The organism is Streptomyces olivoverticillatus (genome assembly GCF_014203555.1).
In the GTDB taxonomy this organism is placed as follows: Bacteria; Actinomycetota; Actinomycetes; order Streptomycetales; family Streptomycetaceae; genus Streptomyces; species Streptomyces olivoverticillatus.
The window spans coordinates 364,317-388,981 of record NZ_JACHJH010000003.1; the positions used below are offsets into that span (position 1 = coordinate 364,317).

General features: G+C 71.5%; 23 protein-coding genes. 8 read left to right on the forward strand and 15 right to left on the reverse strand.

Going from position 1 to position 24,665, the window contains the following annotated elements:
• The first annotated feature begins 4 nt into the window (after positions 1 to 4).
• Positions 5 to 862 (forward strand): geranyl diphosphate 2-C-methyltransferase, encoded by an 858-nt coding sequence (locus tag FHS39_RS12150; protein WP_184349281.1) that lies wholly within the window; start codon positions 5 to 7, stop codon positions 860 to 862.
• 93 nt (positions 863 to 955) lie between these two features.
• Here the strand turns inward: FHS39_RS12150 and FHS39_RS12155 are convergent, their stop codons facing one another.
• The 7 genes from FHS39_RS12155 to FHS39_RS12185 form a co-directional block, all read right to left on the reverse strand.
• The gene (locus FHS39_RS12155; RefSeq protein WP_184349282.1) at positions 956 to 1,768 is read right to left on the reverse strand and encodes a maleylpyruvate isomerase family mycothiol-dependent enzyme; all 813 of its coding nucleotides are present in this window, start codon (positions 1,766 to 1,768) and stop codon (positions 956 to 958) included.
• Positions 1,765 to 3,018, reverse strand: a complete 1,254-nt coding sequence (locus tag FHS39_RS12160) for a substrate-binding domain-containing protein (RefSeq protein WP_184349283.1) — start codon at positions 3,016 to 3,018, stop codon at positions 1,765 to 1,767. The genes FHS39_RS12155 and FHS39_RS12160 overlap by 4 nt, the downstream gene beginning before the upstream one ends.
• Positions 3,019 to 3,062: 44 nt before the next feature.
• The gene (locus tag FHS39_RS12165) at positions 3,063 to 4,109 is read right to left on the reverse strand and encodes an ABC transporter permease (RefSeq protein WP_184349284.1); all 1,047 of its coding nucleotides are present in this window, start codon (positions 4,107 to 4,109) and stop codon (positions 3,063 to 3,065) included.
• On the reverse strand, positions 4,106 to 5,644 hold the full coding sequence (locus FHS39_RS12170; protein ID WP_184349285.1) for an ATP-binding cassette domain-containing protein: 1,539 nt from the start codon (positions 5,642 to 5,644) through the stop codon (positions 4,106 to 4,108). Before FHS39_RS12170 ends, FHS39_RS12165 begins: the two co-directional genes overlap by 4 nt.
• Before the next feature lie 82 nt (positions 5,645 to 5,726).
• On the reverse strand, positions 5,727 to 8,636 hold the full coding sequence (locus FHS39_RS12175) for a SpoIIE family protein phosphatase (RefSeq protein WP_184349286.1): 2,910 nt from the start codon (positions 8,634 to 8,636) through the stop codon (positions 5,727 to 5,729).
• Between the two features lie 128 nt (positions 8,637 to 8,764).
• Entirely contained in the window at positions 8,765 to 9,709 is a 945-nt protein-coding gene (locus FHS39_RS12180) for a cyclase family protein (protein WP_184349287.1), read from the reverse strand.
• Between the two features lie 76 nt (positions 9,710 to 9,785).
• Positions 9,786 to 10,421: an HD domain-containing protein gene (locus FHS39_RS12185; RefSeq protein WP_184349288.1), complete on the reverse strand. Its 636-nt coding sequence runs from the start codon at positions 10,419 to 10,421 to the stop codon at positions 9,786 to 9,788.
• A gap of 232 nt (positions 10,422 to 10,653) precedes the next feature.
• Here FHS39_RS12185 and FHS39_RS12190 point away from each other — a divergent pair, with 232 nt between their 5' ends.
• From FHS39_RS12190 to sufU, 3 genes are read left to right on the forward strand one after another with little or no spacing between them, the layout of a single operon-like run.
• Entirely contained in the window at positions 10,654 to 11,502 is an 849-nt protein-coding gene (locus FHS39_RS12190; protein WP_184349289.1) for a hypothetical protein, read from the forward strand.
• Complete coding sequence (locus FHS39_RS12195; protein ID WP_221462686.1) at positions 11,499 to 12,875, forward strand: cysteine desulfurase; 1,377 nt, start codon at positions 11,499 to 11,501, stop codon at positions 12,873 to 12,875. Before FHS39_RS12190 ends, FHS39_RS12195 begins: the two co-directional genes overlap by 4 nt.
• A complete protein-coding gene (gene sufU / locus FHS39_RS12200) occupies positions 12,866 to 13,309 on the forward strand; it encodes a Fe-S cluster assembly sulfur transfer protein SufU (protein WP_184349290.1) in 444 nt (147 codons plus the stop codon). The genes FHS39_RS12195 and sufU overlap by 10 nt, the downstream gene beginning before the upstream one ends.
• Here sufU and yczE read toward each other — a convergent pair.
• Positions 13,254 to 13,979 carry a membrane protein YczE gene (gene yczE, locus FHS39_RS12205; RefSeq protein WP_246470158.1) on the reverse strand — a complete coding sequence of 242 codons (726 nt, stop codon included), beginning with the start codon at positions 13,977 to 13,979 and terminating at the stop codon, positions 13,254 to 13,256. The genes sufU and yczE overlap by 56 nt on opposite strands.
• A gap of 104 nt (positions 13,980 to 14,083) precedes the next feature.
• On the opposite strand from yczE, the gene yczR reads away from it, so the two are divergent.
• The gene (gene yczR, locus FHS39_RS12210) at positions 14,084 to 15,601 is read left to right on the forward strand and encodes a MocR-like transcription factor YczR (RefSeq protein ID WP_184349291.1); all 1,518 of its coding nucleotides are present in this window, start codon (positions 14,084 to 14,086) and stop codon (positions 15,599 to 15,601) included.
• A gap of 129 nt (positions 15,602 to 15,730) precedes the next feature.
• Positions 15,731 to 16,264: a flagellar hook-length control protein gene (locus FHS39_RS12215; protein WP_184349292.1), complete on the forward strand. Its 534-nt coding sequence runs from the start codon at positions 15,731 to 15,733 to the stop codon at positions 16,262 to 16,264.
• A gap of 19 nt (positions 16,265 to 16,283) precedes the next feature.
• On the opposite strand, the gene FHS39_RS12220 is transcribed toward FHS39_RS12215, so the two are convergent.
• Together FHS39_RS12220 and FHS39_RS12225 are read right to left on the reverse strand one after the other, a co-directional pair.
• Positions 16,284 to 17,369 carry a cobalamin-independent methionine synthase II family protein gene (locus FHS39_RS12220; protein WP_343069534.1) on the reverse strand — a complete coding sequence of 362 codons (1,086 nt, stop codon included), beginning with the start codon at positions 17,367 to 17,369 and terminating at the stop codon, positions 16,284 to 16,286.
• A complete protein-coding gene (locus FHS39_RS12225; protein ID WP_184349293.1) occupies positions 17,366 to 17,923 on the reverse strand; it encodes a hypothetical protein in 558 nt (185 codons plus the stop codon). The genes FHS39_RS12220 and FHS39_RS12225 overlap by 4 nt, the downstream gene beginning before the upstream one ends.
• 240 nt (positions 17,924 to 18,163) lie before the next feature.
• Here FHS39_RS12225 and FHS39_RS12230 point away from each other — a divergent pair, with 240 nt between their 5' ends.
• Entirely contained in the window at positions 18,164 to 18,694 is a 531-nt protein-coding gene (locus FHS39_RS12230) for an EF-hand domain-containing protein (RefSeq protein WP_184349294.1), read from the forward strand.
• Between the two features lie 353 nt (positions 18,695 to 19,047).
• Positions 19,048 to 19,998, forward strand: coding sequence for a polysaccharide deacetylase family protein (locus FHS39_RS12235; protein WP_184349295.1), 951 nt, complete (start codon positions 19,048 to 19,050; stop codon positions 19,996 to 19,998).
• Positions 19,999 to 20,008: 10 nt separating this feature from the next.
• Here FHS39_RS12235 and FHS39_RS12240 read toward each other — a convergent pair whose 3' ends face one another.
• The 5 genes from FHS39_RS12240 to FHS39_RS12260 form a co-directional block, all read right to left on the reverse strand.
• Positions 20,009 to 21,295, reverse strand: coding sequence for an exo-beta-N-acetylmuramidase NamZ family protein (locus tag FHS39_RS12240; protein WP_184349296.1), 1,287 nt, complete (start codon positions 21,293 to 21,295; stop codon positions 20,009 to 20,011).
• 19 nt (positions 21,296 to 21,314) lie between these two features.
• Positions 21,315 to 22,514, reverse strand: a complete 1,200-nt coding sequence (locus FHS39_RS12245) for a cytochrome P450 family protein (RefSeq protein WP_184349297.1) — start codon at positions 22,512 to 22,514, stop codon at positions 21,315 to 21,317.
• Between the two features lie 144 nt (positions 22,515 to 22,658).
• On the reverse strand, positions 22,659 to 23,288 hold the full coding sequence (locus FHS39_RS25845) for a phosphatase PAP2 family protein (protein WP_184349298.1): 630 nt from the start codon (positions 23,286 to 23,288) through the stop codon (positions 22,659 to 22,661).
• A gap of 32 nt (positions 23,289 to 23,320) precedes the next feature.
• On the reverse strand, positions 23,321 to 23,950 hold the full coding sequence (locus FHS39_RS12255) for a phosphatase PAP2 family protein (protein WP_184349299.1): 630 nt from the start codon (positions 23,948 to 23,950) through the stop codon (positions 23,321 to 23,323).
• Positions 23,947 to 24,654 (reverse strand): DedA family protein, encoded by a 708-nt coding sequence (locus FHS39_RS12260; RefSeq protein ID WP_184349300.1) that lies wholly within the window; start codon positions 24,652 to 24,654, stop codon positions 23,947 to 23,949. Before FHS39_RS12260 ends, FHS39_RS12255 begins: the two co-directional genes overlap by 4 nt.
• Between the last annotated feature and the right edge of the window lie 11 nt (positions 24,655 to 24,665).

The window sequence follows — 24,665 nt, forward strand, 5'->3', positions numbered from 1 at the left end:
CCCCATGACGACCACGCCCGCGCCCGCCGGCGTCCTGCGCACCGCCTACCAGAAGGCCGTCGCGGACTACTGGAACAACGAGAAGGACCCGGTCAACCTGCGCCTGGGCGACGTCGACGGCCTCTACCACCACCACTACGGGATCGGCGACTACGACCCGTCCGTCCTGGAGGGCCCGCAGGAGACCCGGGACGAGCGGATCATCGCGGAACTGCACCGGCTGGAGTCGGCCCAGGCCGACGTCCTCCTCGACCACCTCGGCCCGATAGCCCCGGGCCGGCGCCTGCTGGACGCCGGCTGCGGCCGGGGCGGCACCAGCATCATGGCCAACGCGCGCTTCGGCTGCCAGGTGGACGGCATCTCCATCTCGCAGTCCCAGGTCGACTTCGCAGGCGGCCAGGCCGCCAAGCGCGGCGTGGACGACAAGGTCCGCTACCACTTCGCCAACATGCTGGACACTGGCTTCCCGACCGGTGCCTTCCAGGGCATCTGGAACAACGAGTCCACCATGTACGTGGACCTCTTCGAGCTCTTCGCCGAGCACGCCCGCCAGCTGGCGTACGGCGGCCGCTACGTCACCATCACCGGTTGCTACAACGACGTCACGGGCGGCCGCTCCAAGGCCGTCAGCCGCATCGACGAGCACTACACCTGCAACATCCACCCCCGCAGCGCCTACTTCAAGGCCATGGCCGCCAACGGCCTCGTGCCCATCAACGTCGTCGACCTGACGGCCGCCACGATCCCGTACTGGGAGCTGCGCGCCCAGTCCTCCCTGGCCACCGGCGTCGAGGACCCGTTCCTGACCGCGTACCGCGAGGGCAGCTTCCACTACCTGCTCATCGCCGCCGACCGCGTCTGAGCGCCCCGGGCCCTGCCCGTACGCATCGAGGCCGCCCGGGACGTTCACGCCCGAGCGGCCTCTGGCGCCGGTGCCGCCGGGCACCGGTCACTCTCAGAACTGCGAGTTGTCGAACCAGAGCGCCAGCAGGTCCTCGTCGCCGAGAACCTCGAAGGCGGACGAGGAGCGGTCGACGCGTCCGTAGAGGAGCAGCAGCAGGTCCGCGGCCGGTCCGTGGACGGCGGCGTCGGCCGGCGCGGCGCTCCGGGCATCCGCGGGCTCCAGGCCGAAGCCGTCGGGGCGCAGCCGGACGGTCCAGTCGGCGTCGGTGTCGGTGCAGCGGAAGCGGATGGTCTCGCCATTGCCCCGCAGATGGGCCACGCCGGGGGCGAAGGGCGTCGCGAAGGGCAGGTTGACCAGGAATTCGTCGACGCCGTCGGCCGCGAGGCCCGGGTCGATGACCGGCCGGAGGCCGAGGGCGAGTTCCGCGTCGGCGCGGTGCACCAGGGTCTCGAACAGCATGCGGCGCACCCAGAACCTGGCGTGGGGATCGGCGCCCCAGACCCACATCGGAGCGTCCGGGTCGAGGTCCGCGAACACGCTCTCGGCCTCGGCGGCACTCTCGGCCAGCCAGTCGGCATAGCCGCTCTCCTGCTCCGGCAGCCGCAGCTCCACCTCGCGGCTCGTCGGCCGTTCCTGGACGCGTTGGCGCAGGAGCACGGAGAACCAGCGCTGCACGCTGCCGGCGTGCCGGACGAGGTCGACGAGCGTCCAGCCGGGGCAGGAGGGCACCGGCGTCGCGAGGCTCGCGCCCTTGACCACCGACACGAAGCGGGCGGTCTCCGCGGCGATGGCGTCGCGGTGGGCGGCGGGGGCGGACGCCCAGCCCGCGTGACCCGACTGACCCGAATGATCCGAAGTATTCACCTTGCCGCGTCCCTGATCTGTCCGGCCCGGCGGCCTGACCGGCCGGGCGCCTGTTCGCAGCCTGTCACACAACCCCCGGGCGGCCGCATCCGGGACGCCCGGCGGCCCCAGATCGTCCGGTACGCCGCGCGGTAGCCGCGCGGGTCCCAGGACGTGACCCCGCCGCTGTTGGCGGCCGTCGCGATATGCACGGGGGCGACGTATCCACTGGCGGGCTCGCCCGAGAAGGCGCGGTTGAACTCGTCGACGATCTGCCAGCCCTGCTCGGTGAGCGCCTCGGGCACGGTGGCCGCCTGGAACTGCCTGCTGTTGATGCGCTGGAACGCGGACGGGTCGCCGTCGCCCGCGCCGATGTTGAAGGGGGCGCCCGCGCCCTTCTTGCGGGCCGCGCGCAGGGCCGGGGCGGCGTCGGCGAAGTACACGTCGTTGATGGCGACGGAGTGCGTCCACCGGTCGCGGAAGCGGGAGAGGAGCGAGGAGACCTCTTGGGGAGTGCGGCTGCTGGAGTCCGGGATCGGGATGTTCTCCTCCGACAGCAGCCGCACGGCGGGGCAGGTGGCGAGCTCCTTCTTGATCAGTTCGGACTTGTTCTTGGCGAAGGGGATCGAGGCGTCGGTGAACACGACGACTCCTGCGGTGCCGCGGGAGTCGGCGATGACCCAGTCCGCACTGGCCTTTGCGACGTCCTCGACCCTCGTGGTGACATTGGTGAAGAGCCGTGGGCTCCCGCTGGGTCCGGGGGAGTCGACGGCGTGCCAGCCGATGAGCGGGATGTGCTCCTCGTCGGCCTTCGCGACCTGATGGGACGTCAGGCGCGGGTCGAAGCCGCCGATGACGATGCCCGACGGCCGGAGGGCGATGGCCTGGCTGAAGGCCGCTTCGATTCCGGCCGGGGTGCCCTGGCCGTCGATCACCCGGACGTGCCAGCCGATGGCGTTCGCCGCTTCCTGCACGCCCTTGGCGGTGCCCGCGACGCCGGGGTTGGTCATGGTCTGCGCGACGAAGACGATGTCCTTGCCGGAGACGGCCATGGGGCCGGTGGTGGGGCCGTTCCACGCGAAGTCGGTCTTCTCGGCCTGCCGGACGGCCGCTTGGGCCCGGCCCAGGACGGCGGGGCAGCCGGGCCGCGCCGGCCCGGTGGGGAGGGGCGCGGGGCCGGTCGACGCACCCCGATCGCAGCCGGCGACGACGCCGGCCGCCGCTGCCAGGACGACCGCGCCTGCCAGGGCGGTCCTGCGGTTCGCGAACACGGGGCTCCTCGCGGAGGAAGGTCAGGGGAGCGGACGGCTGGGCGTCACGGGGTGACTCCGGGCCGGTTGGGGGGTGCCGGGGACGGGCCCGTCCGTCGGTGGCGCAGTTGCCGGCGGGCGGCGTAGCCGGCCAGGCCGACGGCAATGAGCAGGGTGACGCCGTTGAACAGCGGGGTGACCCAGAACCGGGCGCCGAGCTGGCCGATGCCCGCGAGGCCGATGGCGAGGATGGACACGGCGACGAGCGTGCCCAGGGCATTGGCACGGCCGGGCCGGATCGCGGTGGAGCCGAGCAGGGCGCCGACGAAGGCGGGCAGCAGGTAGTCCATGCCGACGCTGGGGTTGCCGATCTGCTGCTGCGCGGCGAGCAGTACCCCGGCGACGCCGACGACCAGGCCCGATCCGGTGAAGGCGTAGATCACGTAGCGCCGGGAGGGGATGCCCACCAGCTCGGCGGCGCGGGGGTTGGCGCCGATGACGTACAAGTACCGGCCGAGCGGCAGCCGTTCCAGCATCAGCCACAGCAGGGCCGTGAGGGCGAGGACGTAGAAGGCGGAGACGGGCAGGCCGAGGAACCTGGAGTCGTACAGCTCGGTGAAGGCGGTGGGCAGGCCGTGCGGGCCGGGGACGATGCGGGCGCCGTCGGTGATCCAGCCGGTGAAGGCGTACAGGATGCTGCCCGTGCCGAGGGTGGCGATGAAGGAGTCGATTTTCGCGAATTCGACGACGGCGCCGTTGACGGCACCGATGGCGGCCCCGGCGAGGAGCACCGTAAGGCAGACGAGCGGCCAGGGCCATTCTCCGGTGACGATCAGACGCATCGTCACGACGTGCGCGAAGCCGAGGCCGTAGCCGATGGACAGGTCGAACTTGCCGGTCGCGATGGGGATCGTCGCGCCGAGCGCGAGGATGGCGGGGATCGACTGGTTGGAGAGGACGGCGGAGATGTTGTCCAGGGTGGGGAAGGTGTCCGGCAGGGCGAGGGAGAAGGCCAGGAACAGCAGGGCGGTGAGGGCCAGGAGGCCGTAGGCGCCGATGAGGTGCCCGAAGCGGCGGCTCAGCGGGGGACGGGGCGAGGGGGAGGGGGTCATCGTCCCGTCGTCGTCCCGGTGAGGGCGGCCATGGCCGAGGCGGCGTGGGCGAGGGCGGTGACGGTGAGGGCGTCGCCGCTCAGCTCCGTCGTCACGCTCCCGCGGACGAAGACCAGGGCGCGGTGGCACACGGTGGCGACCTCCTCGAAATCGGTGGAGATGAGCAGGACGGCGAGGCCCCCGGCCAGCGCGTCCTGGATCAGGCGGTGGATCGCCGCCTTGGCGCCGACGTCCACTCCGGCGGTCGGCTCCTCCAGGATCAGCAGGCGCCGGTGCACGCTGAGCCACCGGCCGACCATGACCTTCTGCTGGTTGCCTCCGGACAGGGTGGCGATCGGCGTCTCGCTGTCGTGGGGCTGCACCGAGAACCGCTCGATCAGGGTGGTGGCCTCGGCGCGCTCGCGTCCCGGGCTGATCCAGTGCGAGCCGACGCCGCCCGCGCGCGGGTTGGCCAGGAAGTTCTCCCGTACGGTCAGTTCGGCCGCACACCCTTCTTCCTGGCGGTTGCTGGTGACGAAGCCCGTGCCGGCGCCGACGGCGGCCGCGACCGTGCCCGGCCGGTACGGCCGTCCGCCCAGCAGGATCCGGCCGCCGAGGACCGGCCGGGAGCCGGCGAGGGCGCGGCCCAGCTCCATGTGTCCGGCGCCGGTGAGGCCCACCATGCCGAGGATCTCGCCGGCCCGCAGCTGCAGGCTGACCGGCCCGGTGTGCTCGGTCCGTACGGCCTCCAGGGTCAGCAGGGGCGGGCCCGCGGCCGGGGCGGTGAGCCGGTGGCCGGCCGGTTCGTAGCCCACGATGTCGTGCACGAGCCGGGCGGGGCTGTGGTCGGCGAGCGTGCCGTGGCTGATGAGGCGGCCGTCGCGCAGGACGGCGAAGGTGTCGGCGACCTTGTACACCTCGTCGATCCGGTGGGTGACGAAGACGATGGCGTGGCCGTGGTCGCGCAGGGTGTGCAGGACGTCGAAGAGCCGGGCGCAGTCCGCCGCGGGGAGGCTGGCGGTGGGCTCGTCCAGGACGATGAGCTCGGCTTCGGTGCACAGGGCGCGGGCGATGGCCACCAGGGAGCGCTCGGCGCGCGAGAGGTCGGCGACGGGGGCGTCCGGGTCCAGGTGCGCGGCGACGATGGACAGGGCCTCGGCGCACTGCCGCCGGGTCCGCCGCCAGGACACCAGCCCCGCGCGGCGCGGGTATCCGGTGCCCAGGGCGATGTTCTCGGCGACGGTCATCGATCCGACCAGTCCCAGGTCCTGGTGGATGAAGGACATGGTGCGGGAGGCGGTCTCGGTGCCGAGCGGGTGCCCGGCGACGGTCACCTCGCCCTCGTCCGGGTGGTGGATGCCCGCGAGCACCTTGATGAGGGTGGACTTTCCGGCGCCGTTGGAGCCGAGCAGGGCCAGGATGCTGCCGTGGTCGATGTCGAGGTCGACGCCGTCCAGCGCGAGCGTGCCGCCGAGCTGCTTGCCGAGGCCGCGGATGCGGACGAGCGGCCCGGGGCCACGGCCAGGGAGAGGGCGGAGCTCAGGAGTGTCGCGCACAGACTTCTCCAGGACTGATCAGGACAAGCCGCTGCATTTCCGTCATGCTACGGTCCCGCCGCCCTCCCCGCCGGATGGGCAGTCAGATGGCGGGAATGTCGTCGAAGTCGAATTCCATCTCGACGGTGTCGTGCCGTCCCGCGGTCACCTCCAGAGGGCACTCGGCCCAGATGACCTTGCCGCCGACGGTGTAGCGGGTGCCCCAGGACCGGGAGAGCTGGGCGACGAGGAACAGGCCGCGGCCGCCCTCGTCGGTGGTGGCCGCCAGGCGCAGGTGCGGAGCGGTGCTGCTGGCGTCGGAGACCTCGCAGGTCAGCGTGCGGTCGTAGAGCAGACGCACCTGAATGGGGGCGGTGCCGTACCGGATGGCATTGGTGACCAGCTCGCTGAGCAGCAGCTCGGTGGCGAAGCCGATCTCGTCCAGCCCCCATTCGGCCAGCTGCCGGGTGACCGCGGCGCGGACGGTGGAGACGAGCGCCGGGTCGGCGGGCAGGTCCCAGGTCGCGATCCGGTGCGAGTCCAGGGTGTGGGTGCGGGCCACGAGCAGGGCGATGTCGTCGGCGGGGTGGTCGGGGACCATGGTGCGGACGACTTCCCGGCAGGTGTCCTCGGGCGGGCGGTTCGGGTGGGCCAGAGCGCGGGTCAGCTGCTCCAGGGTCGTATCGAAGTCGCGGTCGCGGTCTTCGATGAGCCCGTCGGTGTAGAGCACCAGCTGGCTGCCTTCGGGGAGGTGGAACTCGGCGGTCTCGAAGGGAAGGCCGCCCAGTCCGAGCGGCGGACCGGCGGGCAGGTCGGCGAAGGTGACCGTGCCGTCCGGGTGGACCAGCGCGGGCGGCGGGTGACCGGCCCGGGCCATGACGCACTGCTGCGAGGTGGGGTCGTAGATGGCGTACAGGCAGGTGGCGCCGATGATGCCGGTGCTGTCGGCGCCGGGTTCCTCGTTGCCCTCCTCCCGGTCGAGGCGTCCCACGAGGTTGTCGAGGTGGGTGAGGACCTCGTCCGGCGGGAGGTCGAGCTCGGCGAAGTTGCGTGCGGCGGTGCGCAGCCGGCCCATGGTGGCGGCCGCGTGCAGCCCGTGGCCGACCACGTCCCCGACGACGAGGGCGACGCGGGTGCTGGAGAGGGGGATGACGTCGAACCAGTCCCCGCCGACCCCGGACTCGGCGGGCATGTAGCGGTGCGCGACCTCGACGGCGTTCTGCTCGGGGAAGCCGTGCGGCAGCAGACTGTGCTGCAGGGCGAGGACCATGCTGTGCTCGCGGGTGTAGCGGCGCGCGTTGTCGATGCAGATCGCGGCGCGCGTGGCGAGTTCCTGGGCCAGCGAACGGTCGTCGTCACCGAAGGGGGCGGGGTCCCGTGAGCGGTAGAAGCTCGCGATGCCCAGGGCGATGCCCCGGGCGAGGAGCGGCACGCTGATCAGAGAGTGGACGCCGTGCTCGAGGATGCGCCGGGCGGCCGCGGGGTCCTGGGAGACCCAGCCCGCGGCGGTCCTCAGGTCGGGCTCCAGCACGGTCGTCCGGTGGGTCAGGCAGCGGAGCTGGGGTGTGGTCGGCTTGAGGTCGACCCGTGCGCCGGCGGGGTAGAAGGGGCAGTCCTGGCGGATGCCGTGGACCACCGTGCGGTGGAGGTCCTTGACGGGGTCGGTCGGTTCGTCGCCGCGCAGCACCGCCTCGGGGAGGTCGATGGTGACGAAGTCGGCCAGGCGCGGGACGGCCATCTCGGCGAGTTCGCGGGCGGTGCGGCTCACGTCCAGGGTGGTGCCGATGCGGGTGCTGGCCTCGGACAGCAGTTCCAGCCGGCGCCGGGCGGCCACGGCGTACTTTCCGACGCCCGGCTCGCCGACGAGCACGAGTCCGCTGGCCGCGTAGGAGGTGGCACCGGGCTCGCCGGCCGACGGGGCGACGGGGGTGAAGGTCTGCTGCGCGAGGAGGTCCTGGGGCTCGAGGGCTTCGCGGGAGAGGGCATCGGTGCTGACGGCCTGTGCGGCCATCGCTTCCAGAGAGACGGCTTCTTCCGCAGCGACCGCTTCGCCTCCTCCCAGGACCGCCTCGGCGGAGACGGCGAGGCGCTGATTCCGCGACGGGAGGACCGCCTCGATGACGACGCCTTCCACTCCGGAGGCGCTGGTCACCGGGCGGCTCAGCAGGGTGACCCGGCGGCCGCCGGGCAGGGACACCTCGACGGCGGCGCGCTGGGCCGTGGAGATCAGCTCGGTGGCCTTCTCCTTGAGGATCATCTGGTCACGCCAGTCCAGCCCGCTCGCGGCAAGCTCGCCCGGCTGCCCGTTGTCGGCCGCATCGCCGGCCGGTACGCGGCTCCTGGCGTCGAGGTACGCCTGCAACAGGGCACGCTCGCGCACCGAGTGCTGCTCCAGCAGCCGCCGTTCGATGGTGCCGGCCGCCCTGCGGATCACCGTGTCCAGCGCCGCATCCGCGTCCGCGGGCGGATAGCCGAGGCAGAGGACGCCCTCGATGCGCCCGTTGAGCAGGTCCCGCACGGGAATCGCCGAGCACGCGTTGGACTGCGAGCGTTCGGCGAAGTGCTCGGCGCCGTAGATGTGGATCAGGTGCCTCTCCGCGAGGGCCAGACCGATGCCGTTGGTCCCCCCGAACTTCTCGTGGAAGACGAAGCCGGGGACGGTCTGGATCTCGGGCAGGTGCCGGACCATGGAGGCTACGCCGAAGCGGCGTTGCAGGATTGCCCCGCGCTCGTCGGCCAGGGATATGTTCACGTTCTTGCCCGCGAACATGGCCTGCAGCCGGTTCAGTACGGGTCCGGCCGCGCGGACCAGGCGGCCGTCCAGGTCGAGGTCCTGGGTGTAAGGGAGCTCGCAGCCTTCCGGGGAGAGCCCCAGCGACTGGGAGCGCTGCCACGAACTGAGGATCGGGCTGCGCACGGCCCCCTCCACCGACGCGCCGCGAAGGAACTGATCACGGGCGAGTACGGGGCCGATGTCGTCCGCCGCGAGCCCCATCCGGATCACTTCCCTCATCGGTACGCGGCCCTATGGCCACCCGTACGTCGAGCAGCTGCGCCGATGTTCCATTTTAGAACTTTGCCGACATAACGGTAATGATTGCGGAGGGCGGCCCACCGCTACTGTCCGTGCCGGCCCGCCTCTTACAGGACCGCGATCGGATTGACGGGCGAGCCCGTGCCGCCGGGGACGTTCAGGGGCGCGACCAGGAGCAGGAACGCGTAACGGCCGGCTTCGGCGCAGGCGGCGGAGAGCGCTTCGAGGTCGAGGTTGTCCAGCAGGGGCACCCCCATCGCCGCGATGGCGAGCGTATGGACGGGGGAGTGCAGGCCCTCGACGGGCGAGGGCCGTACGTCGCTGTCGCCGTCGCTGCCGAGCAGGGCGATGCCGCGCTCGGCGAGCAGGGGCATGGCCTCCACATGCAAGCCCGCACTGGCCGCGTCCAGGTCCCAGGCGCCCACCTCCCGGCGGCGGCGGAAGCGGCCGGTGCGCAGCAGCACCGCGTCGCCCTCGCCGGTCTCCACGCCGAGTGCGGTCTCGGCGGCCAGGATGTCCGCGGCGTGCACGGCCTGTCCGGGCTCCAGCCAGGTCGTGCCCGAAGCGGCGGGCAGGTCGAGGAGCACTCCCCTGGTCACCAGGGAGCCGAGTGCCGCGACGTCGCCGAAGCGGGTGCCTGCAGCCCCGACGAGCTCCCGTGCCGTACCGCCGCCGTAGAACCGGCCGCGGTAGGCGATGTGGGAGAGCGCGTCCAGATGGCTGACGGCTTTGCCGTGGTAGTCGGCGCCGATGAAGTCCTTGTGGGCGGAGGGCTCGGGCGCTACGACGTCGCCGAGGTCGGACATGTAGTGCAGGGCGGGGTTGCCGTTGTCCGGTCCGGGTGTGGTGTCCCACGGCCGTGCCATGGGCACGACTGTCCCGGACCGGACCAGGGCGGCGGCCCGCCCCACATGGTCCGCGGTCACCCGGTTCCAGGCCCCTCGGCCTTCGGGCGCCCAGCGGCCCCAGGTCCGGACCGTCTCGAAGAGAGCGTCGAACTCCCGGCGGGAGACGTGCGGCCCGTTCGGCGCATCGGTGGGGTTGCTGCTCATATGCGACATGATGAGCCGTCGGCCGCCGGATACGGGGGTTCGGCAGGCCGGTCTCCCGGCCGGTCGGTGCAGGTAGTCAGGCGGACGGCCGGGATGCGGCCGGGGAGGCCTCGGGCAGCAGCCCTTGGGCCACCGCGGCGTCCCTGACTTCCCGGTACAGGGCGGTGAGGGTCTCGCTCACCTCGACGCGGGGCAGCTGGAGGCGGTCCAGCGCCTGTGCGTCCGCGCCGACGTCCTGCCAGCCCTGCCCGGTGAGGAGCCGCATGAGGGCCGGATTGAGCCGGTCCACTGCCCGTACGAGCCGGGCTTCGGGCGTCGCCCCGGCCTCGTGCTCGTGCCACAGGGCGAGGAACTCGGCACCCAGTTCTCCCGGGAGCGACGAGAACCGGCGTTGGGCGACCTCTTCCTCTATGCGAGCCTTTTCATTCGTGTGCTGTGCACTGTGCTGAGTGGTCCATGCCGACGGGTCCCCCGCCTCGATTTCCACGAGATCGTGCATCAGGCACATCTTGAGCATCTTCTCCAGGTTGAGGGTGTGCCCGAATTCCCGCTCGAACTCCCGGTGCAGGATCCAGCTGATCAGTGCCAGATGCCAAGAATGCTCGGCCACGCTCTCCTTTCGTTCGGTGGTTGCGTTGTTGTGCCGCTCGACTTCCCGAAGCCGGGCGGAAAAGGCGATGAAGTCGAAAACTTCCCGAAGTTCGTCGTGCATGCCGTTCACCCTTCTTGCCCCGTTTGTTCATCCTGCCGGGGGCTGCCCTGGTCGCGACGGACTCTAGCATCGGCGATCGGTCGACCAACTTTTTCAGCCACATTTCAGACCGCGATGGCCTGACGAAAGGCCACCGACCAGCAGTGACTACTGACTGAAAAGCGATCGGCTGTTTCCGGCTTGTTTTGATTATGGTTCTTGCGTATGCCATTGGCCGACGAAAGGAATTCTCATGGCCAAGTTCTATGCGGGGTCGGAACTCGATGGAGTCCTCGCGGGATTCCGCTCCCGCGGCCCGGCGACGCTCAAGGAATGCCTGGCTCCCGGGACGCTCTGGCAGCCGGTCTTACAGATCACGGTCATGGCGAACACGGCCAACGGCACCAGCGTGTTGACCGGAACCCGCCGCGCCGACACCAACCCCACCCACCCCAACGTCATCAGCACGCCAACCAGCATGCTGCCCCTGGAGTTCGCCCGATGTTACTTCGAGAGCATCGCCGAATCAGCCACGGACCTGCTGCCCGTCCACTTCACGGAAATCCGGGCGGACGATCTGCGGACCATGGCCCGCTTCCCCGAAGCGGCCCGCCGGAGCCCGGTCCCCGACCCCTCCTCGGAGCTGTCGTACCTGGTGGGCGACCTGCTCGCCCGCAAGTTGGGCGCCGGGACGGCCATGGAATCCGCCTCGCGGGAAAATCCGTTGGGGAACTGCCGGTTCTCGATGATCGGAGCCGGTTTCAGCTACGTCGCCGACCGCCCCACCAACGACCCCGAATCCCCCGAGCCGCTGTACGAACCGCTGCTCATGTTCGGCGCAATCCTCGAACTCGACGACCCCACGGTGCTCCCGGAGCACACCGACTCCTACAAGGACCTGTGCTGGACGGCGCCCGACGACTACGCCGAGGGCGTCCGTACGAAGCGCATAGAAAGGTTCAACCCCAAATTCCTGGACATCGCGGATGACGCGGACAGCGACAGCGTCACCGTCTGTGCGCGCGGTCTGTGCCTGCAGACCGCCAACGAGGTTCTCGCGGACCTCGCGGCCAACGGCCCGGCCGCGGTCACCTCCGCATGACCGGCGTACCCGGCATGCCAAGGACGGGCCCGAACCTCGATGGGGACCTCGAGCGGATTCGCTCGGACTTTCCGATCCTGCACCGCAACGTCGGCAGTGCCGGCCACGAGAAGCCCCTGATCTACCTGGATTCCGGCGCGACCTCTCAGCGCCCTTTGCAGGTGGCAAACGCCGAGCGCTTGTTCGTCCAGACGTCCAACGCAGCGGTCCACCGAGGAGCGCACCAACTCTCCGAAGAGGCCACAGCGGCCTACGAAGGCGCCCGCACCCAGATCGCCGGCTTCGTGGGCGCCGACCCCGGCGAAGTGGTGTTCACAAAGAACGCCACCGAGGGAATCAACCTCGTCGCCTACGCGATGAGCAATGCCACGACGGCGGGTGACGACGCCGCACGCTTCCGAGTCGGCCCCGGCGACACCATCGTGGTGACCGAAATGGAACACCACGCCAACCTGATCCCCTGGCAAGAACTGTGCCGGCGTACGGGCGCCACCCTGCACTGGCTCGGCCTCACCGACGAGGGCAGGCTCGATCTCTCGGCCCTGGACGAGGTCATCACACCCCGCACCCGGCTGGTCGCCTTCACCCACCAGTCGAACGTGCTCGGCACGGTCAACCCCGTGCACCGCATCGTGGCCAGGGCCGCCGAAGTGGGGGCGCTCACCCTGCTGGACGCCTGCCAGTCCGTACCGCATGCGACGGTCGACTTCCACGACTACGGAGTGGACTTCGCGGTCTTCAGCGGCCACAAGATGCTCGGCCCCTTCGGCGTCGGCGTCCTGTACGGCCGGCGCGCACTGCTGGAGGCCATGCCGCCCTTCCTCACCGGCGGCTCGATGATCGAGTTCGTGGAGATGGCCGGGTCCACATACGCCCCTCCGCCCCAGCGCTTCGAGGCCGGCGTTCCCGCCGCCTCCCAGGCGGTCGGCCTGGCGGCGGCCGTGAGCTACCTGACCTCGGTGGGGATGGACCGGATCACCGCCCACGAGCGGATGCTCACCCACACCGCGCTCACCACCCTGGGCGGCATCGAGGGAGTCCGCATCCTCGGCCCCACCACCACACAGGACCGGGGCAGCGCGGTCTCCTTCGTCGTCGAGGGCGTCCACCCGCACGACGTGGGCCAAGTCCTGGACGCGCGGGGGATCGCGGTCCGGGTCGGACACCACTGCGCGTGGCCGCTGCACCGCCGCCTGGGGGTCCCGGCCAGCGTGCGGGCCAGCTTCTACCTCTACAACCGCCCCGAGGAGATCGGGACGCTGGCGGAGGGCATCGAGGAAGCGCTGGCGGTCTTCGGAACGAGAAAACCGAACCCGCGACCGCTGACGGGCAAGGGGAACGACGGGCCCAAGAGGACGGCGACATGCACCTGACCGAAGAACACCAGGCAATCATCCTCGACCACTACCGCGCCCCCCACAACAAGGGCCTCAGAGAGCCGTACGACGCCGAATCCCGCCACTTCAACCCGATGTGCGGAGACGACATCACTCTGCGGGTCAGCCTGGAGGCAGACGCGGACCCGGCGGTCATCCACGATGTGTCGTACGACGTGCAAGGCTGCTCGGTCAGCCAGGCGTCGGTCTCGGTCATGACGGACCTGGTCATCGGCCGCTCGGTACAGGAAGCCGAGGAACTCCACACGGAATTCGCCTCGCTGCTGCGCGACCCCCTCCCGGACTCCCTGCCGTGGCCGCCCCACTTGGCCGACGCAGTCGCCTTCCGCGACGTCTCCCGGCACCCGGCCCGGATCAAATGTGCGCTGCTGTGCTGGGTGGCGCTGAGGAAGGCGCTGACCGCCGGCTAGTCGTCGGCGGAGCGGCCGGAACGGACGACGGACGCGGGTGCTGCGCGCGCTCGGCAGCACTGGCGTACGCGAACCAGGGGAGGAAGAACTGGGTGGTCGGGCCGACCGCGAGTGCGTAGAGCACGGTGCCGAGGCCCGCCGTCCCGCCGAGCAGCCAGCCCACCGTGAGCACCGTGAGTTCGATCAGCGTGCGAACGAGCCGGATGGAGCGCCCGGTCACGGCGGACGCGCCCGTCATCAGCCCGTCCCGCGGCCCGGGTCCGAAACGCGCGCCGACGTAGACGGCACCGGCCAGTCCGTTGAGAACGACCCCGCCGACGAGCAGGCCGGCCCGGACGGGCAGCCCGAGGTGCTCGGGGAGGAGCAGGAAGCCGAGGTCGGACGCGCACGCCAGGACGACGACGTTCGCGACGGTGCCGAATCTCGGCACTTGCTTGAGAGGTATCCACAGCAGGAGCACGAGCACACCGACGACCGCGCTGATCGTGCCGAAACTCAGGGACGTGTGGCGCTCCACCCCCTCGTACAGCACGCTCCAAGGGCTGACGCCCAGCGCGGCCCGGACCATCACCGAGAGGCTGAACCCGTAGAGGGCGAGGCCGGCGAACAGCTGAGGGAGTCTGCGCAGCGGCCGTTCGGCGAGGCGGACGTAGGTGAGGGCAGGTTGCATGCTGTTCGCCTCCGCGAGGTGTTCGTCTTCCTTCAAGACCAATGAGGCGAGTCTGTAGAGTGATTGGCCTGAACAACATGGCCAATCCCGGGGGAATGGTTGGTATGGCTCTGCCCGACTCTTCGGCCGGCTCTTTGGCCGACTCGCATCCGCTTCGGCCTTCGGCGGGAAGGGAACGCAGCGACCGGGCACTGGGCAGCCGCCAGCTCGCCGCCATGCTGCCCGACCTCGCCGGAGCACGCCCCGCCTACCGGCACGTGGCCCAGGCGATCGGCGCGCTGATCCTGGACGGACGGATCGCGCTGCACGTCCGGCTCCCCGCCGAGCGGGAACTGGCCACCGCCCTCGACGCCAGCAGGGCCACCGTCACCGCCGTCTACGACCTGCTGCGCGAGCAAGGGTTCGCACGCAGCCGCCAGGGCGCCGGCACATGGACCGACCTGCCGGAGGGCCGCAGCCCCCGCCGCGTCACCCGGCTCCTCGGCCCCGAGGACACCGTGATCGACCTGGCCCGCGCCGCCCCCGGACTGCCCGGACAGGCGCTCACCGACGCCCTCGCTCACATCGCTCCCCAGCTCGCGGAGCACGCGCACACTCCCGGCTACCACCCCTACGGCCTGCCCGAGCTGCGCGCCGCCATCGCCGAGCGCTTCACCCGGCGCGGCCTGGCCACCGTGCCCGAACAGATCCTGGTGACCTCCGGCGCCCAGCACGCCCTCACCCTGGCCATGGGGCTGCTGTGCCGGCCCGGCGACCGCGTCATGACCGAGAACCCGTCCTACCCGAACGCCCTGGAAGCCATGCGCCGGGCCGGGCTGCGCACCGTGCCGGTCCCCGTGACCGACACCGGCTGGGACATCGAGGTCATCGAATCGACCCTGCGGCAGGCCGTTCCCCGACTCGCCTACCTGATCCCCGACTTCCACAACCCGACCGGTTGCCTCATGCCCCGGCAGCAGCGCGTCCGCCTGCTGCGCGCCGCGCAGAGCTCCGGCACCTGGCTGGTCGTCGACGAGACGCTGGCCGACCTGGCACTCGACGTCCCCCGCCCGGAGCCCCTCGCCTCCCACGCCACACCCGGTGGAGCCGGCCAGGTCATCACCATCGGCTCGATGAGCAAGACCCACTGGGCAGGGCTGCGCATCGGCTGGCTGCGCGCCCCGGCGCGCCTGGTCACCGAACTCGCCGGCCAGCGGGTCGCCACGGACATGGGCGGCTCGGTCCTGGACCAGCTGCTGGCCCTGACCCTGCTGGCCCAGGCGGGGGAACTGCTGCCGAACCGCCTGGACCAACTGCGCGAGCAACGCGCCGCCCTCGCCGCCGCCTTGGCCGAACACCTCCCGCAGTGGAGCCGGCAACTGCCGCCCGGCGGCCTGTCACTCTGGGTCGACCTCGGTGAGCCCATCGCCTCGGCGCTCGCCGAACGGGCACTGGACTACGGGGTGCGGATCGAGGGCGGCGCCTACTTCGCCACCGACCCGGGCATTTTCGAACAGCGCCTCCGCATCCCCTACACCCTGCCTCCGGACACCCTCCGCGAGGCCGTGCGCCGTATGGCCAGGGCCCTCGCGGACGGGCCCGCGCTGGCATCCGCTGCCCGGCGATCGCATTGGGTCGCCTGAGTGAGCGCGAGCACCAGGTGGATGTCCGGTTCTCGGCTGTGGAGGAGAGGTGAAGGGCGTACAGAATGCGCCCAGTCACCTACCAACGCCGGCGCCGGAAATCCGCTCATCCACCTGGGAGGTTCCGCCATGCGCTCCGTCACGTTCGCTCCGCTGGCCGGTGCGGCCGTCCTGGCCGCGTCCGTGCTCCTTGCCGCCCCCGATGCCGCGCACGCCGCGCCTCCCGCCACTCACCCCGGGCTGACCTGGGCGAAGCTGGCCGACGGACCCGACGGCAGTGTGCAGGTCGGCAGTGGCGCCTCGAGCAACCCGTACCAAGGCGACACCCCGGCGAGCGCCAGCCTGCCCGTACTCTGCCTGAAGGCCGACGGCAGCCCCGTGCCCGACGGGATCACCCCGGGCTTCTACGCGGGCTGGGCGCAGGGCACCGTCGCCGCCAGCAGACCCGTCCGCGGCTCGCGCCTCAACAGCCGCAATGCCGCGGACAGCGTCTGCCAGGCGGAATTCGGCGCGGGTTGGCGGATGGCCGAATTCCACGACGGCCACTACGGTCCGGACCTCAATGCGACCGGCGGCTGGACCTTCTGGGCGTACGGCACCCTGCCCGCGAACACCCGCATGTGGACCGCCATCAACGATCAGCGCGCCAACCCCTGGGACTGACAAGCCTCGGGCGATCGCTTCACGGACCTGGCGAAAGCATGCCGGCGGCCAGGGCTGTGCCCTCGATCCGGGCGCGGATCTTGGCGAAGGCGGTCTCGCGGGAGGTGGAGGTGTCGTCGGCGAAGGGCGAGAAGCCGCAGTCGTCGCTGGTGCCCAGGCGGTCTGGGGGCAGGTGGCGGGCTGCGGCCAGGACCCGGTCGCGGACCTGCTCGGGGGTCTCCACGCGCGGGTCGATCGGGTCGGTCACCCCGATGAACACGCGGGCGCGGTCGGGCAGATGCTCGGCCAGGACGGCGAGGGCCTTCTCCGGTTCCGGCTCGCTCGCCAGCTGGACGTAGAAGACGCCGGCCTTGAGCTGCAGCAGCCTGGGCAGCAGCAGGGCGTAGTCCACGTCGAGGCTGTGGGTGGAGTCCTGGTCGCCGCCGGGGCAGGTGTGCACGCCGATCCTGGCCAGCTCCGCGGCGGAAAAGCGCTCCAGGACACGGTTGTTGAGCGTGATGAACTGCTCCAGCAGACCGCCGCTCGGGTCCAGCTTGAGCGCGAGGCGGGCCTCGGTGAAGTCGAGCTGCACGACATGCGCGCCGGCATCCAGGCAGCCGCGGATGTCGGCCTCGGTCTCGGCGGTGAGATCGTCGAGGAAGGCTTCGCGGGGATAGCCGTCGATGCCGTCCGGAGGGTAGAGCAGGCTGAGCGCCGAGGGGGCGATGACGGCCTGTTTGACGGGGACGCTCGCATGCTGCTGCGCGGCCGTCAGATAGCGCTCGGCATGCACTGCGTAGCGCATCGGTCCCGCCATGAGGCGGGGCAGCTGCCGCTGGTGTCCGTCGGCGAAGGGGATGACGACACCGTCGGCCGCCAGCCGGTCCAGACCCGCGAGGGGGTAGGTGGCGAAGCTGGGCTTGGACTGCTCGCCGTCGGTGACGACCGGCGAGCCGAGCGCCTCCAGGCGGTGGATGGTGTCGCGGATCGCGTGGTCCTGGGCGGCGGCGAGCTCGGCGTCGCCGATCCGGCCGGCGGCGTGGCCGACCATGGCCGCGAGCAGCTCGGCGGGGCGGGGGATACTGCCGATGGGTTCGGTGGGAATCACCGCGCGGTCCCGGCTCACCGCTTGGCCTCCTTGATCTCCAGCCGCGCCTGACCGCTGTGCCCCTGGATACCGGAGAGGAGGCAGTCGGTGGGCAGCTGTTGGCGGGGCAGCGCGAGGAGCACGTCCCGCCGTACGGACTGGCCCTCGCCGCGCCCCTTGACGACCCGGCCCGACAGCATGACGTCGAGAATGCCGGCGACACGGAGGGTCGAGCCGCTGTCGTACGCGATCAACGACCGCTCGCCGTCGGCATACTTCACGAACTCCGTGATTCGGGGATTGCTCAAACCGTCACAGGACGCTGCCGGTGAGACCCCTTCCAGGAAGCCCATGGCCGGTTCGCTCTTCCGGCCGGATGCGAAGGTGCACACGTACCCGGCCTTCGTGTGGACGCGGGTCTCGTGCGGCAAGAGCGTCAGGGGCGGGTCGTACGTGCTCTCGCTGGCGCCCTCGCACACGATGCCTTCTCTGTGCTTTCCCTCGTCGGCCTGACCGGGTGGAGCCGTCAACCACGACGTGCCGACCAGGACCAGGGAGCTCAACGCCAAAGCCGTGCCACGCCTGCTGGCCATGCACCCTCCAGTGACCCGGATCCGCTACCGACCCCCTGGCTACCCCCGGGCTCCTCGCACCACCCCGGCTCCTCGCAGTGCACCGGCCGCGCGCGCCCCGCGTGCGCGCGGGCCATGTGCCGCGCGCTCCACGTCACCGCGGCGCAAGCTGCTCATGCCGCCTTGAACACCGGGGCACCGGGTAGGGACGGCTGAGCGCAATCACCGCTTTCACGACCAGACTTGACAGAAGGGGATCTGATGGACGACATCACCGCGAAGAAACTCGTCTTCGCCATGCTGGACGCGGACGGGGACGGCGTCATCTCGACAGAGGAGTACGCCGCACGGGCCGAGCGGGTGGCACGGGCGACGGGACGGTCGATGGACGACCCCCTGGTCGTCGCCGCACGCGCATCCGGTCAGCAGGCGTGGGCGGCGATGGACGCGGACGGCGACGGAGGGGTGACCTTCGAGGAGTACGCGGCATGGGCCGGTGCCGAGGCGTTCGACACCGTCTGCAGGCCTGTGCTCGGCGCACTCTTCGACCTCGCCGACACCGACGAGGACGGTGCCTTGAACCTGCCGGAGTTCACGACGCTGCGCACGGCACTGGGAAACCCGGTCGGCAACATCGAATCGGCCTTCGCCGCGCTGGACACCGACGGCGACGGGCGCATCAGCCGTGACGACTACCTCGCCTCGATCCGTGCACACGTCGCCGAAGGAAGCTCCCCTGTGGGCGCGGCTCTCTACCGCATCGAGACGGCGGGTGCCGCAGCGGGAAGGTGAGGGCGCCGACAGTTCGGGTGCACCGGAACCCCCGTCACCACCCCGGACGTCGACCGCATGGGCGAGGCTCCCGCCCGTGTTCCCGGCCGTGTCCCCGCCGACCGCGGGCCGGACCGCTCCGTCCGAGGTCGCGGTGGTGCTCCGCCCGCCCGCGACGCGCCGCGTCGGCTCCGTACGTCCCCCCTTCGGTCCCGTCCGCGCCACCCGGCCGGGCGAACGGCGGCCGGCCCCGCGGTTGCGGGTGCGGGCGCCCGGCCCGAGGGTGGATGTCAAGATCATCGAACCGGCGTATTTCCGGTGAGGGGCGGCGGACCCGCGCGGCTTGGCGGGGCGTCACCCGTGAGGAGCCACGCATGTCCGGATACCGGGAAGTCCTGCGGCACGGCCGCGGGCGCCACAGGCGGCGCCGGCGGACCTCGCTGAAGGCGGCCGTGACCGTCGGCGCGCTGGTGGCGGGCTCGGCGTTCGCGGTGACCGCGATGGACGACCCGCCGCAGAACTGCGATCCGCAGCCTCGGGCCAAGGCCGGCGGCTCCGCCCGCCGTGACGCCGGCCGGGTCGATCCGTGCCCGGCCCGCGCCGTCGGCCCGGCGGGCAAGGCGGGGGACCGCGACGGCCCGGACGGCACACCCCGCGGCGAGGGCGGTACCGGCCACCGCACCCCGGCCCCGCCCGAACCCGAGGGCGTCTACGACCGCGAACGCTGCGGCAACACCTCCGGACGCATCCTGCTCTCCCTGGACGACTGGCCCTACAGCGACCCCGACCGGGCCGTCCGCATCGGCGCCCAGCTCCAGGCGAAGGGTGTCCGCGCCGCCTTCTTCCTGATCAACCGGTACGCCTCCCAGTACCCGCAGATCGTCTCCACGCTGCGGCAGCAGGGCCATTGGGTGGGCAACCACACCTACTCCCACCGGAACCTGCCGGGCCTGAGCGAGGACGAGGTCCAGGACGAGATCAGCAGGGGAGTGCACGGCAACCTGCTGCGCCCGCCCTACGGCGATGCGGGGGAGCGGGAGCGGGAGATCGCGGCCGACCTCGGTTACCGGATCTGCAACTGGACCATCGACACCCACGACTGGGAGAAGGTCGAGGGCGCCATGCGCAGCGCCGACTCGATCCGGACGATAGTCCGGGAGGCGACGACCGGTGAGAAGCAGAACGGCGTCGTCCTCGGCCATCTCTTCAGCAACTTCCCGGAGGCCCTCAACGGGGTGATCGACGACTTGCACGCCCAGGGCTACCAGTTGTGCCGCAACACCGGCCCGGTGGGCGAGCAGGTCCCCTACCCCTTGCAGTGCTGACCGGCCGGCTTCACTCGTAGCGCAGGTACGTGCGCCGGACGGATCGGAACGCCGCCAGTTCCTCCTGCCAGGCCCCGACGACCGCGTCGGTGTCCGCCCCGGCGTCGATCATCGTGCGGAGCCGGGTCGAGCCGGAGAGCTTGTCGACGAAGTGGTCGGGCCGCCAGGCGAAGCCGCTCCAGTGCCGCTTGGCGGCCACCAGCAGGGCGACGGCCGTGCGCACCGGATCGTAGGCGTCGCGGTCGTGGACGTGGAGGTGCGCTCCGCCCACGGTCCGTCCCTGGTACGTGCCGAACGTCGGGACGTAGTACGCCTCCCGGAAGTGCACCCCGGGCAGCCCCGCGGCGTTGGCCGCCCGGGCCCAGCGGCCGTCGAGGCCTTCGGCGCCCAGCATTTCGAAGGGACGGACGGTGCCGCGGCCCTCCGACATGTTGGTGCCCTCGAACAGGCCGGTGCCGGAGTAGACGAGGGCGGTGTCGGGGGTGGCCATGTTGGGGCTGGGCGGCACCCACGGCAGTCCGGTGGTGTCGAAGAAGTCGCCGCGCCGCCAGCCCGACATCTCCACGACGGCCAGCTCCACCGCCTGCCCGGCGGCTTCCGGCACGAACTCGCCGTTGTAGAGCAGGGCGAGCTCGGCGACGGTCATCCCGTGGGCCTGGGCGATGGGGGCCCGTCCCACGAAGGTGGCGAACCGTCTGTCGAGCACAGGTCCGTATGCCTCCCGGGCGCCCACCGGGTTGGGCCGGTCGAGGACGACGAAGCGCTTCTTGGCCATGGCGGCCGCCACCATGCAGTCGTAGAGCGTCCAGATACAGGTGTAGAAGCGGGCCCCGGCGTCCTGGCTGTCGTAGACGACCGTGTCCACCGGGGCCTTGGCGAAGACCTCTCGTAGGCGCTCGCCGCTCTTGAGGTAGGTGTCGCGTACGGGCAGTCCGCTCGCCGGGTCGGTGTAGTCACCTTCGGAGAGCCCGGCCTGCGGGGTGCCGCGGTAGCCGTGCTCAGCGGCGAAGATGGTGGTCAGCCGTACGCGGGAATCGGCGTGCATGACGTCCACGACGCCTCGGGCGTCGGCGGTGACGCCGCTCTGGTTGGTGATGATGCCGACCCGCTGCCCTTCCAGCAGCCGGTAGCCGTCGGCGGCGAGCCGCTCGAACCCGGTCCTTACCCGGGTGGGGGAGGCGTGGCACTCGCGGGGCGCCGCCGCGGCCCGGCCTGGCGTGGTCGTCGCGGTGGTCGCCAGGGTGGTCGTCAGCCCTGCTGCCCCCGTGGTCAGCAGGGCCCGTCTCGAAACCGTCATACCTCGGCAAAGTAGACCATCAATGGCCCAAAGCCGTGTATCTCACCGGAAGTCGGAGCAGACCGTGCAGCGCCATGCTCGGCCGCCAGGCCAGCGTGTCCGGGTCGGCGTCGAAGTCCAGGTCGGGGCAGCGCTCCAGCAGGGACCGGACGGCGACGGCCGCTTCCATGCGGGCGAGCGGGGCGCCGAGGCAGTGGTGTATCCCGTGGCCGAAGGCCAGGTGCCCGCGTGCGTCCCGGCGGATGTCGAAGCGGTCGGGGTCGGGGAAGCGGTGCGGGTCGCGGGAGGCGGCCGCGAAGACGACGATCACCGGCTCGCGGGGGGCGATGGCGGTGCCCCCGATCTCCAGGGGCTCGGTGGCGAAGCGGTAGGCGGAGCGCTCGGCCGGGGATTCGTAGCGCAGGGTCTCCTCGATCGCGCCGGGCAGCAGTGACCAGTCGGCGCGCAGCGCGGCGAGCTGGTCGGGATGGCGCAGCAGCCCGTGGACGGTGCTGGAGATGAGGTTGACGGTGGTCTCGTGCCCGGCGACGAGCAACAGGAAGGCCATGCCCAGCAGTTCGCCGGGGGAGAGGCGGTCGCCGTCCTCCGCGGTGCGGGTCAGGGCGCTGAGGAGGTCGTCCTCCGGGCTCCGGCGCTTGGTCTCGATCAGTCCGGCGAGGTAGCCGGTCATGTCCTGGGCCGCGGTGGTCGCGGCTTCCACGCTGGACGGCATGACCACCTCGTTGGACCACCCGCGGAAGGCGGCGCGGTCGGCCGGCGGCACGCCGAGGAGTTCGCAGATGACGGTCAGCGGGAGGGGGAGGGCGAAGGATTCGACGAGGTCGGCGCGGCCGGTGGCCGGCAATTCGTCGAGCAGCCGGTCAGTGATCTGCTGGATGCGGGGCCGCATGGCCTCGATGCGATGGGCGGTGAACTCCCTGGTGACCAGCGCCCGCAGCCGGGTGTGGTCCGGCGGGTCGGTCTGGAGCATGTTCAGCCCGATGGCGTAGCCGCCGTCGTCCTTCCAGTCCGGCGAGTGGCGGATGTCGTTGGCCAGCCGGGGATCGGTCAGGGCGGCCTTGGCCTCCTCATGCCCGACGATCAGCCAGGCCTCGCGGTCGTCGGGGGTGCGGATCCGGTGGACGGGCCCCTGTTCGCGCAGGTGGGCGTAGAGGGGGTTCCGGTCGGTGTCGAAGTCGGTGCCGGGGGGTGTCAGGTCCTCGAGGGCGGGCGTGGCCATGGGCGGTCCCTTCTGCATCCGGGATATGACTGACAAACATGCGGGGAGGATTCCCCGTTTACAGGCCCGACTGTAGCACTAACCGGGGAGCATTCCCCGAATCGAAAAGCCCATTCGGTCAAGGGAGGGGTCGGGGAGAAACGATCAGTCGGTGCGGGGGCCGCGGGCCCGTACGGGCTTCCGTCCGGCCCACCACGACAGAGCCGGGAGCGTGACCGCCAGCCAGGCCGTGGCCAGCAGCCACCCCGCCACGATGTCCGACGGCCAGTGCACACCCAGGAAGACCCGGGTGGCCGCCACGGTCACCGCCCACAAGCCGCAGCAGGCCGCGGCCACCCGCCCCGCGATGCGCGGGGCCACCCGCAGCACCGCCCACGCCAGCAGCCCCGCAGCCAGGGCGCTGGTCGTGGCGTGACCGGAGGGGAAGGACGCGTCGGACGCCTGGAACGCCCAGTCCGCGGCCGGCGGACGCGGCCGGTCCACGGCGATGCGCACCCCGATACGGACCAGTTGACCGAGCCCCAGCACCGCCATGGCGGCCAGCGCCCCGATGAAGCGACGGCGGCACCCGATCGCACCGGCCGCCGCCACAACCGCATAGGGGAACACGCCCGTGCCCGTATCGGTGATCACATCGGCCACGTGCTGCGCCGCCCGGGTGCGGTGCACGAGAGCCCAGTGATGCAGGCTCTCGTCCACCGCGAAGGGGGCACGGTGCACGGACAGCACCAGCGCCGTCAGCACGCCCAGCACGGCAAGCGCCGCAGCCGCCACGGCCGCCGCCCTCCGCGAGGGCAACCAGCCCTTCACGCGGAGGTCAGCAGGAACGGACGCAGCCGGCCCTTGCGGGCCCGTTCGACCCAGGGCGCGGCCCGGGTGGCGAGCAGCGTCAGCGGCACCGCCAGCGCCACCCCGAGCAGTGCGCCCGCGGCGACGTCGTGCGGGTAGTGCACGCCGACCCACACCCGGGAGGCGGCCATGGCCACCGCCGCCAGCGCGGCCACCGCACCCAGCCGCCGGTCGACGAGCCACAGCGCCGCCGCGGCCGAGAAGGCGATCACCGAGTGATTGCTGGGGAAGGACCAGTCGCCCGAGGCGGGGCAGGACTCCAAGGTGAAGCTGCCCGGCAGCGACCGGCAGGGCCGCTCCTCGCGCACCAGCGACTTCACCACCATGTCCACGCCGTAGACGGCCACCACCACCAGCGGGACGGCCAGCGCACGCGCCATCATCGGAGCGTCCGCGCGCCGAGCCCGCCACCAGGCCATGACCATCAGCACCGCGAAGAGCGCCAGCCCGAAGGCCGACCACGTGGAGACGGTGTCGTTCAGCAGCCAGGGCGCGTGCCGGGCCTCCTCGGTCACGTCCCGGTAGAGCCCGCCGTCGATCCCCGAGCCGTCGAAGGCCAGGGACACCGCAGGAGATATGTACGTCATCGACGACCACCCTCCCCGCCGGCCGGAGCGGAGGCCGCGCGCCGCCGCCCGCGCAGCAGCTCCCACGCCAGCGGCAGCAGCGAAATCAGGACGACCAGGCCGACGATCGGCAGCAGATACCGGTCGACATTCGGCACCGCCGAACCCAGCCCGTAGCCGGCCAGCACCAGGCCGGCCGTCCACAGCAGCCCTCCCGCCGCCTGCCACACCGCGAAGGTGCGCGGCGCGACGCCCAGGGCCCCGGCGAGCGGATTGAGCACGGTGCGCACCACCGGGACGAACCGGGCGAGCACGATCGCACGGGCGTGCCCGTACCGGTTGAGCAACTCCTCGGCGCGCGCGGCTCCTTCGTGGAGCTTCTTGGCGCGGGAACGGGCCAGCAAGGCGCGGCCGCCGCGCCGCCCGAGGACGTAGCCGACCTGGGCCCCGGCCAGCGCGCCGACCACGGCGGCCACCAGCACCTGCGTCAGGTCCAGCCGCGGCCCGGCGTGCGCGCCCGCCCTGCTGAGCAGGCCGGCGGTGAAGAGCAGGGAGTCCCCGGGCAGGAAGAACCCCACGAGGAGCCCGGTCTCGGCGAACAGCACGACGGCGATGCCGAGCGCCCCGAAGGCCGCCAGCAACGACGAGGCATCCAGGACATTGACGGCCAGATCGGTGGCCGGGGCGGCGGCAAGTGGTGCAAGCACGGGTGCTGGGCCTCCCATAATCGAGGGAC

Bases quoted from the DNA above. Each gene is read 5' to 3' on its own strand.
- FHS39_RS12190 (WP_184349289.1), top strand. From the start codon at position 10,654: ATGGCCAAGTTCTATGCGGGGTCGGAACTCGATGGAGTCCTCGCGGGA.
- FHS39_RS12180 (WP_184349287.1), bottom strand. From the start codon at position 9,709: ATGAGCAGCAACCCCACCGATGCGCCGAACGGGCCGCACGTCTCCCGC.
- FHS39_RS12185 (WP_184349288.1), bottom strand. From the start codon at position 10,421: ATGCACGACGAACTTCGGGAAGTTTTCGACTTCATCGCCTTTTCCGCC.
- FHS39_RS12225 (WP_184349293.1), bottom strand. From the start codon at position 17,923: ATGGCCAGCAGGCGTGGCACGGCTTTGGCGTTGAGCTCCCTGGTCCTG.
- FHS39_RS12150 (WP_184349281.1), top strand. From the start codon at position 5: ATGACGACCACGCCCGCGCCCGCCGGCGTCCTGCGCACCGCCTACCAG.
- FHS39_RS12255 (WP_184349299.1), bottom strand. From the start codon at position 23,950: ATGACGTACATATCTCCTGCGGTGTCCCTGGCCTTCGACGGCTCGGGG.
- FHS39_RS12195 (WP_221462686.1), top strand. From the start codon at position 11,499: ATGACCGGCGTACCCGGCATGCCAAGGACGGGCCCGAACCTCGATGGG.
- yczE (WP_246470158.1), bottom strand. From the start codon at position 13,979: ATGCAACCTGCCCTCACCTACGTCCGCCTCGCCGAACGGCCGCTGCGC.
- FHS39_RS12215 (WP_184349292.1), top strand. From the start codon at position 15,731: ATGCGCTCCGTCACGTTCGCTCCGCTGGCCGGTGCGGCCGTCCTGGCC.
- FHS39_RS12235 (WP_184349295.1), top strand. From the start codon at position 19,048: ATGTCCGGATACCGGGAAGTCCTGCGGCACGGCCGCGGGCGCCACAGG.
- FHS39_RS12245 (WP_184349297.1), bottom strand. From the start codon at position 22,514: ATGGCCACGCCCGCCCTCGAGGACCTGACACCCCCCGGCACCGACTTC.
- sufU (WP_184349290.1), top strand. From the start codon at position 12,866: ATGCACCTGACCGAAGAACACCAGGCAATCATCCTCGACCACTACCGC.
- FHS39_RS12165 (WP_184349284.1), bottom strand. From the start codon at position 4,109: ATGACCCCCTCCCCCTCGCCCCGTCCCCCGCTGAGCCGCCGCTTCGGG.
- FHS39_RS12175 (WP_184349286.1), bottom strand. From the start codon at position 8,636: ATGAGGGAAGTGATCCGGATGGGGCTCGCGGCGGACGACATCGGCCCC.
- yczR (WP_184349291.1), top strand. From the start codon at position 14,084: ATGGCTCTGCCCGACTCTTCGGCCGGCTCTTTGGCCGACTCGCATCCG.
- FHS39_RS12230 (WP_184349294.1), top strand. From the start codon at position 18,164: ATGGACGACATCACCGCGAAGAAACTCGTCTTCGCCATGCTGGACGCG.
- FHS39_RS12260 (WP_184349300.1), bottom strand. From the start codon at position 24,654: ATGGGAGGCCCAGCACCCGTGCTTGCACCACTTGCCGCCGCCCCGGCC.
- FHS39_RS12240 (WP_184349296.1), bottom strand. From the start codon at position 21,295: ATGACGGTTTCGAGACGGGCCCTGCTGACCACGGGGGCAGCAGGGCTG.